Source organism: Moritella sp., assembly GCF_033791185.1.
In the GTDB taxonomy this organism is placed as follows: domain Bacteria; phylum Pseudomonadota; class Gammaproteobacteria; order Enterobacterales; family Moritellaceae; genus Moritella.
This window is the reverse complement of sequence record NZ_JASJHF010000305.1, coordinates 1-10,782: the sequence shown is the minus strand read 5'-3', so window position 1 is coordinate 10,782 and position 10,782 is coordinate 1. Positions and strand designations below refer to the sequence as shown.

Below are 10,782 nucleotides of genomic sequence, written 5' to 3'. Positions count from 1 at the left end.
CATACTGCCGCGATCTTAAAGAATACCGGCAATTGAGAATTAGAATGTTGGGCAATATAGTTCACAGAGAAATCATCGACAGTGAAACTATAAGCAAGCAGGCAAATAGAAAAGGTCACCGCGACAAACGCAGCATAACTTAATGACCATGAATAGCGACTTAGATGAGGCTGTTTCGTCACGATGCCCAACAGCGGAATAGCGGCACCGAGAATAGCGCACAGCGTACCAAGAATAAGTGAAAATAATGCAATTTCGGGGATCATAAAGGGATCCATTGGTAATAAGAGAAAACAAAGAGAGCCCAAACGAACTCTCTTAACTTATTGTTAGCTAAGTTCTAACTAACCTTTTAACTCAACTTTTAGTTACACCACTTTTAGCTACACAACTGTCATCTGTCCCGCATACAAAATGAATGTACGCAGCATTAACACGCCAACAAGACTTAGTGAGGTGACTAACAATACAAAGGCTTTGTTATGTTGTGCCTGAGTGGGGACAAAAAAATTAAGCCCCAGTGGCACTAACATACCCGCGCCAACGACGCCGTACCAGAACCACGTTGCCCAAAATCCACCGCCAATTGCCGCCATCGCTGCGGCTTCGTTTTGACCACCACCAAAAATAAGGCCAGTAAAAAACGTCAGCAGTACAAATAGCTCAAATACCACAACAGGACGTTCAATACTGTGGATCCATTGTACGCTCTTACTGTGGAATGATTCTTTAAAGCCAATAATACCAACCAATAAACAGGCCGCGGCACCCGAAGACACGCTCGAGAAGATAAACAGTACTGGTAACACAGGGTTGTTTAACATCGGGTAAGTTTTCAATGCCGATAGTAAAAATCCGGTATATGCCGCTAGCATCACCGCCAGCAGTGCTAGCAATAGCTCTACTGCATTCTCAAATTTAGCGATTTTGTCTACAATCGGATTAACAAAAGCTAGACGACCTTTAAATAGCTTCTGCAGCAATGTCGCTAACTCATCTTTAAACATCACAGCAATCCAAGTAAATAAAATAATCATATAAACTTGGAACAAGATCACACCCATCGACATCACTGAGGTTGGGTTAAAGTAAACAAGGATCTTCCAAAATGCTAAAGGTTTGGTTAAGTGAAAAATTAAAATCGTTAAGCCTGATATGATCCCCAACGGCGCTAAGATTACTGTTGCTTTGATAATACCGTTAGCAGACGCTTTACCTTCAATCACCTTACGTTTCAAATGAATAGCAATGAGTACCATACCCGCCGACATCCCAGTTAAAAACAGGTATATCGCAATGATCCAGTCCCACACCAATGAATCAAACGTAAACGCACTTACAAATGTATTCATCGTTTTATCTCCCCTTTTGTATCCGCCACTTTATACAGTTTTGGCTCGGTTCCTAACTCTACTTTCGAGCGATAAACAGCATTGCTAGCAATCACTTTGTTTATCTCACTCATCGGATCGTTAAGATCACCAAAGGTCAGTGCTTTAGTCGGACATGATTCGACACAAGCAGGTAATTTACCGGCTTTCAAATTAGTATCACGACAAAAATTACACTTATCTGCAGATTTTGTTTCTGGGTGGAAGAATCGAACTTTATACGGGCAAGCCGCTAAGCAATAACCACAACCGACACACTTATCACCATGCACATCGACAATGCCAGTTTTAAGATCAACATACGATGCCCCCGTCGGACAAACCGTGACACAAGGTGCGTTATCGCAATGCTGACAAGATACACGTGTAAATGTGTAATCAACGTCTGGGTACTCACCCATAGGTGCGCTACGTTCAATTGTTAAGCGAGAAACACCTTCTGGTACATTATTGGTTTCACGGCATGCATCTGTACACGCAGTACAACCAATACACGCGGTTTCGTCAAAAACCATACCGTAGCGTTTATCACCATCTTCTTGCGTTGCTACTAATGATTTTTTACCCAAGGCAACTTTAGAAACACCAGTAGTAAAAATTACCGCGCCAGCACCGAGTAATAAATTTCGTCTAGAACAGGCCATGTCAGTCTCCCTTACCTTCTTTATTCAAGTTAAAGTCTTTATGACAATCGACGCACTGCGCAATCTGAGCCTTACGTTCTAGTGCTTGCATACCTTCTTTTTCACCATCGGCATGGATCACATGGCAAGACGAACAAGTGGCTTTTTTAGCATGTACATCGTGTACCCAAGTTTTCTGTTGTAATTTATCCGCTGTATGGCACTCAGTACAATTACCGGTCGCTTTTAAGATAGCGTCAAAATCGAGTAGGTTTTTATACGTTCCGATTGCAGATTGAGCGGGTGAGAATTTAGTGACTTTTGAGGCATCTTCGCGGTGGTTAGGACCAACAGTGTTATGACATTCAACGCATTTAAGGTCTCTGCCAAGTTTAACTACTGCTTTTTCGCCGTGTGTACCTTGGCGTGTTTCCTTCGAGTCTTTATGGCATTGCGTACAAGCATAATCACTGTCACGAATCAATGTCACTTGGTGCCGACTATCAGCGCCGACATTAACAGCCGAACGATCTGGTGATTCCGCTGCAACACTGAAATTAAAACCATAGATACATATGAATAGCAGAAAGCTAATCGTTGTACGTATGGCTAATTTTACATTACCCATTTTGCATCCTTCTATGAGAATTATAAAAATGTATATTTAGAAAAATACATTTTAATTTTCGTTAGTTTAATTATTCGGATAAAAAATTTTAATTAAAAGCCATTTCAACTTATTAATTATTTGATTTATTGAATAACACTAATCCTTATTAAGAATAATTCTTATTTATGATGCCAGCCACAACGCTTAACGAGTTCACTATATTTTAAAATGCCAAAATAGAACACAAAAATAGCATACCTATAATGAGTTAATCCTATATTTGAGATATACATCAACAAACCCATAAGAGCATGTTTTAAAAAGATTATAGCTTGACATTTAAGTGTAAATAAGTGTCAAGATTTGTCATTTAGTGTATGCATCACACTTTTCCCAACTCATTTCATTACGCTTGGGTGTATAAAATACAGGCTGTTTTAATATCTTGATCGAAAACAATAAACACGAGAGTAATAGTCAAAAATAATATATATATAGGTATATTTGAGATAGTTTTAATACAGTATTTATATTATTTAAAGTAATTTATTTAACATGAACATAAAGATTAAATTAAAAAATATAATTACTTTCCAATTTTTATTTATTGCCTCTCTCACAACGCTTGGTCAATCTAAATAATTATTAATTGGAGACAACATGGTTAGTGTATATAAAACTCTTAAACCAACGTCAGGCGTAGCCGCTGCATTTATGACACTACTACTTAGTGTTAGTACAACGGCTTTTGCTGCGGATCAAGTAACAGAAAAATTAGAACCACGTAATGAAAAATTCCAACAAGCACATCCGGATCAATACAAAACCTGGAAAGCGACAAGTGAAAGTAAAGACTTAGAAGATGCCCTGCAAGATGATCCAAATATGGTCATCATGTGGGCAGGTTATGGTTTTTCTAAAGATTATAATAAAGCTCGTGGGCATTTCTATGCCATTGATGACATCCGTAATACCCTGCGTACAGGTGGACCAACAAATGCCCAAAATGGTCCGATGGTCATGTCATGCTGGAGTTGTAAAAGTCCCGATGTAGCCCGCTTTATTGAAGAAAATGGTGAAGATGCTTACTTCACGGGGAAATGGGCCAAAGGTGGGGCTGAAGTGGTAAATGCAATTGGCTGTGCCGATTGTCACGATACTCGCAGCGACGCTTTTAAAAATGGTGAACCAGCACTTAAACTCACGCGTCCTCACGTAGAGCGTGCGATGGAAGCCATTGGTAAACCATTTGCTGAGCAAGGTCGCCTTGATCAACAAGCACAAGTCTGTGCGCAATGTCATGTTGAATATTACTTCACTGGACCAACAAAGGCCGTTAAATTCCCGTGGGATAAAGGCACCTCTGTTGATCAAATGGAAGAGTACTATGATGAGATTGGCTTTAAAGACTGGACGCATGCGGTATCTAAAACGCCAATGCTAAAAGCGCAGCACCCTGGCTATGAAACATGGCGTGAAGGTATCCACGGTAAAAACAACGTGACATGTGTTGATTGTCATATGCCGAAAGTAAAAAATGCCGATGGCACCGTCTTTACCGACCACAAAGTGGGTAACCCGTTTGATCGGTTCCAAGATACCTGCGCAAACTGTCATACACAGAGCAAAGAAATGCTCCAAGATGTGGTTAAAACGCGTAAACAGCAAGTAACAGAGATGAAACTGCTGGCTGAGAAACAAATCATTGCGGCACATTTCGAAGCTAAGGCAGCCTGGGATGCAGGGGCAACACAAGCTGAAATGGATGAGATCCAACTCAACATCCGTCATGCACAATGGCGTTGGGACTATGCCATTGCCTCTCATGGTGTACACATGCATGCGCCAGAGGTTGCCTTACGTGTATTAGGTACAGCCTTAGACCGTGCCACGGACGCGCGAACTCAGTTAATTCGTCTGCTGGCTAAGAAAGGCATTACCGATCCAATCGCGATCCCTGATATCTCAACCAAAGCACTTGCCCAGCAAGCACTTGGTATGGATATGGACAAAATGAAAAAAGAGAAAGCTGAATTCTTGAAAACACTGGTACCAAAATGGGAAGCGGAAGCAGAAAAGCGTGAAACGACTTATTAGTTATTTACAACTTACAATTCGTAATTCGTAATGAAAAAAATGCCGATATCTGTCGGCATTTTTTGTTTAATAAAGTGTGCAGAGCGTTATTTGATAAATTGTTTCGCTTGGTTGATTGAATTAATAATCGACACCCTATCTAAGCCCTGCTGATCTGAATCGAGTAATTGCACCCAGAGATCAATTGCTTGTTGGTAGCGTACATTCATAAATTCATTTGACGCTAACATCATCAAGGCTGTTTGGTTATGCGGTTCAAGTGCTAACGCTTGATCAAGCAATGCTTGTACTTCAGCTGTTAAATGTTGACCACTTGCGTAATACAATGCAGAAGCCTTTGCTGAATAATGTATTGCCGTCGGATTTGCTGTTAACCGAATTGAATAATCAAACACTAATATAGCATTATCATATTCACCGTTATACATGTAGGCATTGCCTAATTGAAACCAAAGCTTAGCATTCTGTTTATCATCATAAAGCTTGTCTTGAAGCAGAGAAATACGTTTATCACTTATTTCAGATATTGAAAGTTGCTCGAAAGGTGCGGCAGCAATTACCGCATCTTGTGTTTCTAAGCGATTATAATCACTCAATAAATAATAACTACCCGCACTGCCAACAATCAATACCGAAGAGATAAACGGCGTCCATAAAGATTTACTCATAGTCAATGCCATCTGTAGATAATGATTGCGAACAGTTTAACAGAACCGCCTATTATTACTTACTTATTCTTCAACTCCTTACTCAATAATCGCTGAGCCATACGGTCTGCAAACTTAACCGGATTTGTAAGATCCATACGAGCTAACAATTGCAGGATCTCTTCAGTTGGTTTTGTTGCAGTGAGCCCTTGTAACATTAGCTTGAACTTGCCCGTTTTTGATTGACCTTTATTTTTCAGCGACTTTAATGCCTTAATCAATTTCAATTCAGAATCGGTAAAGCTAGAGCCTTGTGGATATTTTGGAAATACGCCGTGTTGTTTATGCTTGTTACAGATTGCAGCAATCGCTTCTGGTGTATTGTTACAAAATTCGACCGGAATTTCGTAATTAGCAGCTACTTTACCCGCATTTTTAGCTTGCAGAAGTAACTGAGGTTGAAAGCGTGAGTCTGCGATCTTGATTAACTCTGTATAAACAATGTGATCGGGCTTACTGCGTAGGTCCGCAATACCATATTCGGTAACCACAACATCACGTAATTGGCGTGGGATGGTGTTATGACCATAGTTGAATAATACGTTTGATTGCAGTTTACCATTACGTACACAAGTACTACGCAACTTAAGTATCGAGCGTGAATCTTTCATCTGATGAGACTGTGCAACAAAATTATATTGACCACCAACACCACTAACCACTTGGCCATTTTCTAACGCATCGGAGATCGCTGAACCATCAAGAGTCACCATCATTGCAGAATTAAAAAAACGCGCTTCTTTACGTTGCATCGCTTTAATTTTTTGATCACCCAAGAAATGATCGTACAGATCATTAACATAGTTAACACTTGTCATACAAAACTTAGCATGGTCTGCTTCAGTCATTTGATTGAGTGCTTTATAAAATGATTTAGGGCCAATAAAGAAAGCACCATGCATGACAATACCACCTTTAAGTTTGTCACCTAGGCAATGCTTTTCAATCCACTTAAGGGTATTTTCTTGGCTCAAATCTGCAATGCAACTTTCATTGTTACTGTATAAAGTATCTTGATATAGGGTTATATTCGCTTTAAGTACCCCTATTTTTTGCAGGTAAGTAACATTTTCAGCGGTAAGTACGGTTGATATGGCTTGATGCTTTAGCAAAGTGGTAAGCGTATTGATACCCACATCTGTGGCAATCTTTTTATCATTAAGTAAGGTTTGCAACAATAAATCACTGAATACCTGTCGCGTTAAGATCCCAGCTCGATATAAATGCATGAAACCATCGACCATAAGTTCGCTGCAACCATATAAACCTTGCTTGAAAATACCTCTACCACCGACTTTTTTCACTAGTGGAAATTTTGTTTCTATATTCAAATCTTTGAAAACTTGGTTATATTTTTCATTACTCTGATGTCGAAGCAGCAAGCTATAGCTTAGTGCACTACAAAGTGAACCGATGCCAAGCTGAAGTGTTCCACCGTCTTTAATCAAACTACTCGCATAAAATCCGATCATATGATCAGCGTTTGAAATAGCATCTTCAGGTACAGCAAATAATGCGTAGTCTTTTTCTTGGCTTTCTAAAATAAAATCAAATGTATTAGCACTGACTTCAGCATCATTGCGCATAAATGGCATATTAGAATTTACTTCACCCACACAGACAAACTTCCTGCCTTCTGCCACCTTTAACTCTTCTAACACAGGAAGCATATCCAATGCTAAATCTGAATTACTGCAAAGACTATATGTCGTGACATCATCAACTTGTCGCTCCGCAACAACTTGTGCAACAACGTTAACACCTTTATCTATTAAATCTCGAACTGCGTGGGTATAGTTAGTACTTGTGTAGTTCAATTGTTGTGAACTATTTAAAAAGCTGCCCGCTTTAAAGAAGAATTCAAAAACCGTAATATTATCTGGTAACGTGTTGTTTCTAATATCTTTCATATAATCAAGTTCTTGCACATCAGCAAATTGTCGCCTAACAAATGGGGCAAGAAATTTATTTTCAAGGTCTGTTTTAGCGCGGGGAATTTCCAACGATATAGCAGTTTCAATTTGCAACGTGATATTTGGATCTGCTTTTGCGCGTTGATATAACGCATTGCTAAACGTAATTGCCTTACCAATTGCTATCGGCAGTCCCAAGACAATATGATTTCCAACTTCAGCAAGTACAGCATCAACTAATTTTTCAACATCGTTTAATCTAACAGCTTCGGGTTTATTCGTGGTGTTATTTGAATCTAAAACCAGCTGTGCTGATACTGTTTTTGTTTCGACTTCGAATACAGACATTATTATATCCTTTTAATAAGCGGTAACATTAAGGCTGAACAAAAACGCCTAATTAATAATATCTTAGGTCTGATTAAACGTGGCAGCAAGTCATATTTAGACACATTACTCTATGGTTACGTCAAAAAAACGCAACAACAGAATGTTACACCTAAGTTAATGCATGTAACGTATATTAACAGCCGTAAATAAACAGATTCAAAGATTAATATATTGAAATTAATCAAAAAATAAAATATTTGTACAATTATTATAAAAACCTGATTTAAGCCAATTTATCCATAAATATAAAGATATAACATATCGCAACATCTCGTTAATAAGTTTAAATCTACCTAAGTTAACTAAACATTAAAGTGACTCCCTCCTGCGATCTGTCGAGCATATTTGACTTTTATTCAGACCCTCTCAAGCATAATCAATAGAATAATGTTGCGGTATATACAACAAACTGCTTAAATATACCCAGAAAGTAGTAAACACCTCGACGATAAAAAGAGAGTCTATGAACACGATCAAACAATCAAGCTGCAATACCAGAATGATCCGAACTCATGCCCTACTGCATATGGCTAAATCGATTCACAGTATTCGAGGTGCAAAGTCACAAGGTATTGAGTATTCAGAACCTACTATCGATCTTGCAGCAATTAAACAACAATTAGATACGCTTGAAAGCCAATACTATTCAGCAAACCAGCATTATGCAGCAAGCTTAATTGGTACTGCTAAGCTAGGTAATAGCAACCGTGGTTTCGAAACAAATGCAAACACAGCAAACATCGCCGTCCACAAACACGTCTGGCATTATAATGAAGCGATCGCATTGCCCTTTATTCCTGAAAAATTAGCCATTGTCGGTGCAGGCATTGATGCTATTGAAATTGCTACTATTTACCAAGCGCTTGGCGCGAACGTGGAGATACTGATTACGGGGGATGATATTTTTCCAGAGCTCGATAAAGATATCAATAAAACCTTTCTGCGTTATGTAAAACGCCTTTTCAAAATAAAACCCCAAGCCGTCATCACGGCTTTTAATTTTACCGAGAATCAAGTTCAGTTATGCGCGACGAGCAAAACTAAAGCATTACCTAGTAGCAATTACGACGCAGTATTTATTGCAGATGTTCAAGCCACAGATGATGACTTGTTAACCCAACCGTTTATGGCCACTAGCGTACCGACAGTAACATGGTTAGGTTGGACAGAGAAACAGCTCACTCATAATAGCTTAAATTATAAAGTGGTTAACATACCTTGGCGTTCCCTAGGTCGCGCCAACACAGATATCAATACTAACGGCCTGACCAAGCTCATCTTTAATACTGATGACCATACACTTATTGGTGGTGGTTGCATGGGTAATAATGCTGATGAGATATTTGGAGAGATATGTCTCGCGATACGTAACAAATTCACGGCTGATAATATCACCCATACAGTGCATGCCCATCCGACACTGCATGAATCCATATTGCTCGCCAGTGAAGTTTATAAAGGCACAGCCACTGACGTGATGAATCAAGAATAAGTGTAATGTAGTTAATCAGCATTAATTTCAATTAATGCTGATGGTGTTACCAATTCACTGCCTTCTAACCCTGAGCAATAACCACTATTATATTGCTGCGAGCAAGGTTTAGTGCAATGCACGCGCTTGTTACAGCTCCATAAACACAACTGCCAAACTTGCTGCTTTGATTTCGAATCTAAACAGTTTAAGTCTGCAACACAAAGATGACCCGCTTGGATCAACTCCGCCAGCTTATGCGTCGATATACTTAAATTAACCTTAGAAGACATGCTTTGATCCTTATAAACGCTTATAACTCCATTTGCTAATAATACCCACAATTACGAATGATTATCAATAGCAACAAAGTATTTACTTGACACTAAATTACAAAGCGTTCAAATAACAGACTAAAGCCATAACCACATCTGGTTATTGGTGAATAATACTATTGGCTATAAAGATCACAGTATAAAAAAGGCGCCATTGCTAAGGTCAGTGCTTGAGTATAATTACTTTCACGCGTTGCATGCCCGTTAGTTAACAAGCCAATTGCCCCGCCTTTATGTTTAATATTGACGGTTTTAAATAATCTATCCATCACAGGCCCTAGCTCTTCCCCCGCAAGTAATGACTGATAAATAGCGGCTGGTAATGGTAATGCGGCGCTACGCCCGACAGACTCTTGCTCGTGATTAGCAATAACGACATAAGCAAATGTTGCCGGCCCATCATCAAGTAAATCAACACCACCTTCAATGGCAATATAAAAATCCGCCTCTGCATGCTGCTGGCAATACTGAACTCGATTAATTGCACCCTCACGGGTTTCAGCTGCATTCATCGGCTGTTCCGGCACATTAGAAGGGGCATTCAGCCCTGCACATTCCACGACAGCATTTGGATATAAGGCCGCTATCACGGTACGTGAAGCATTCACTTTCACTGGGTTTTTAGATCCAACCACTACTTTAATTAATTTTTGTTCCATCATTTATAAATTAACTCTTCTTGATTGCCAGTAATGGCTATTCCAATAAGGATTATCCAAACGCGATAAGATCACGCCACGACTACTCGATGCATGAAAAAACTGTGATTCATCAACCATGATACCAACGTGGCGAACATTCACCCCCGTTTTAAAAAACACTAAATCACCGGTGCGTAATTGTTTACGCTTAATCGAATATCCAACTTTGACTTGTTCGGCGGTGGTACGCGGCAAAGATAAAGAAAATTGTTGTTCAAAAGTCAGCTTGACTAATCCAGAGCAATCAATACCTTTCTTGCTCATGCCTCCCCATTTATGCGGTGTCCCGCGCCAGTCTTTATATTGCGATAATAACGGTTCCTGTAAATAAGCCAGTTCGTCGTTCGGCGTATTAACTATGGTCTTTTTACCTGCGGGTTCTATCGAGCTTCGCTGGCTGCAACCCGAAATTAACAGCAATAAAAGAGCGCAACAAAGCGATTTAACATGCTGTGCTGAAGTGTTTGAACAAGTTTACCACTAATTGTATAGATTCTAATCGAACATTCATTGGGAAGATGGATAAAATGGATTCTTCTCTCAC

The 10,782-nt window shown here is 39.4% G+C and carries 10 protein-coding genes and 1 pseudogene; 2 read left to right on the top strand and 9 right to left on the bottom strand.

All coding sequences use genetic code 11. The features are described from left to right. The 4 genes and pseudogenes from QNK26_RS17460 to nrfB form a co-directional block, all read right to left on the bottom strand. Positions 1-266: pseudogene (locus QNK26_RS17460) on the bottom strand (heme lyase NrfEFG subunit NrfE); the annotation flags it as partial. 117 nt (positions 267-383) lie between these two features. Then, positions 384-1,352: a cytochrome c nitrite reductase subunit NrfD gene (nrfD, locus tag QNK26_RS17455; RefSeq protein ID WP_319225290.1), complete on the bottom strand. Its 969-nt coding sequence runs from the start codon at positions 1,350-1,352 to the stop codon at positions 384-386. Beyond that, positions 1,349-2,035: a cytochrome c nitrite reductase Fe-S protein gene (nrfC, locus tag QNK26_RS17450; protein WP_319225289.1), complete on the bottom strand. Its 687-nt coding sequence runs from the start codon at positions 2,033-2,035 to the stop codon at positions 1,349-1,351. The genes nrfD and nrfC overlap by 4 nt, the downstream gene beginning before the upstream one ends. A 1-nt stretch (position 2,036) precedes the next feature. Continuing rightward, entirely contained in the window at positions 2,037-2,642 is a 606-nt protein-coding gene (gene nrfB, locus QNK26_RS17445; protein ID WP_319225288.1) for a cytochrome c nitrite reductase pentaheme subunit, read from the bottom strand. Positions 2,643-3,284: 642 nt separating this feature from the next. Between nrfB and nrfA the strand changes: the two genes are divergently transcribed. Next, positions 3,285-4,721, top strand: coding sequence for an ammonia-forming nitrite reductase cytochrome c552 subunit (gene nrfA / locus QNK26_RS17440; RefSeq protein WP_413816375.1), 1,437 nt, complete (start codon positions 3,285-3,287; stop codon positions 4,719-4,721). An 86-nt stretch (positions 4,722-4,807) separates the two neighbouring features. Here nrfA and QNK26_RS17435 read toward each other — a convergent pair whose 3' ends face one another. After that, on the bottom strand, positions 4,808-5,389 hold the full coding sequence (locus tag QNK26_RS17435) for a tetratricopeptide repeat protein (protein ID WP_319225287.1): 582 nt from the start codon (positions 5,387-5,389) through the stop codon (positions 4,808-4,810). A 59-nt stretch (positions 5,390-5,448) separates the two neighbouring features. Further along, positions 5,449-7,689, bottom strand: coding sequence for an acetyl-CoA hydrolase/transferase C-terminal domain-containing protein (locus QNK26_RS17430; protein WP_319225285.1), 2,241 nt, complete (start codon positions 7,687-7,689; stop codon positions 5,449-5,451). A gap of 505 nt (positions 7,690-8,194) precedes the next feature. On the opposite strand from QNK26_RS17430, the gene QNK26_RS17425 reads away from it, so the two are divergent. After that, positions 8,195-9,223, top strand: a complete 1,029-nt coding sequence (locus QNK26_RS17425; protein WP_319225283.1) for an FAD-dependent oxidoreductase — start codon at positions 8,195-8,197, stop codon at positions 9,221-9,223. Positions 9,224-9,234: 11 nt separating this feature from the next. On the opposite strand, the gene QNK26_RS17420 is transcribed toward QNK26_RS17425, so the two are convergent. The 3 genes from QNK26_RS17420 to QNK26_RS17410 all read right to left on the bottom strand — a co-directional run bounded on the left by QNK26_RS17420 (position 9,235) and on the right by QNK26_RS17410 (position 10,658). Next, the gene (locus QNK26_RS17420) at positions 9,235-9,495 is read right to left on the bottom strand and encodes a hypothetical protein (protein ID WP_319225282.1); all 261 of its coding nucleotides are present in this window, start codon (positions 9,493-9,495) and stop codon (positions 9,235-9,237) included. 158 nt (positions 9,496-9,653) lie between these two features. Further along, on the bottom strand, positions 9,654-10,196 hold the full coding sequence (gene yjjX / locus QNK26_RS17415; RefSeq protein ID WP_319225292.1) for an inosine/xanthosine triphosphatase: 543 nt from the start codon (positions 10,194-10,196) through the stop codon (positions 9,654-9,656). Positions 10,197-10,199: 3 nt separating this feature from the next. Then, positions 10,200-10,658, bottom strand: coding sequence for an NlpC/P60 family protein (locus QNK26_RS17410; protein ID WP_319225281.1), 459 nt, complete (start codon positions 10,656-10,658; stop codon positions 10,200-10,202). Positions 10,659-10,782 lie beyond the last annotated feature (124 nt).

Excerpts from the sequence above, each read along its gene's own strand:
- nrfD (WP_319225290.1), bottom strand. The coding sequence starts at position 1,352 with ATGAATACATTTGTAAGTGCGTTTACGTTTGATTCATTGGTGTGGGAC.
- nrfC (WP_319225289.1), bottom strand. The coding sequence starts at position 2,035 with ATGGCCTGTTCTAGACGAAATTTATTACTCGGTGCTGGCGCGGTAATT.
- nrfB (WP_319225288.1), bottom strand. The coding sequence starts at position 2,642 with ATGGGTAATGTAAAATTAGCCATACGTACAACGATTAGCTTTCTGCTA.
- nrfA (WP_413816375.1), top strand. The coding sequence starts at position 3,285 with ATGGTTAGTGTATATAAAACTCTTAAACCAACGTCAGGCGTAGCCGCT.
- QNK26_RS17435 (WP_319225287.1), bottom strand. The coding sequence starts at position 5,389 with ATGAGTAAATCTTTATGGACGCCGTTTATCTCTTCGGTATTGATTGTT.
- QNK26_RS17430 (WP_319225285.1), bottom strand. The coding sequence starts at position 7,689 with ATGTCTGTATTCGAAGTCGAAACAAAAACAGTATCAGCACAGCTGGTT.
- QNK26_RS17425 (WP_319225283.1), top strand. The coding sequence starts at position 8,195 with ATGAACACGATCAAACAATCAAGCTGCAATACCAGAATGATCCGAACT.
- QNK26_RS17420 (WP_319225282.1), bottom strand. The coding sequence starts at position 9,495 with ATGTCTTCTAAGGTTAATTTAAGTATATCGACGCATAAGCTGGCGGAG.
- yjjX (WP_319225292.1), bottom strand. The coding sequence starts at position 10,196 with ATGGAACAAAAATTAATTAAAGTAGTGGTTGGATCTAAAAACCCAGTG.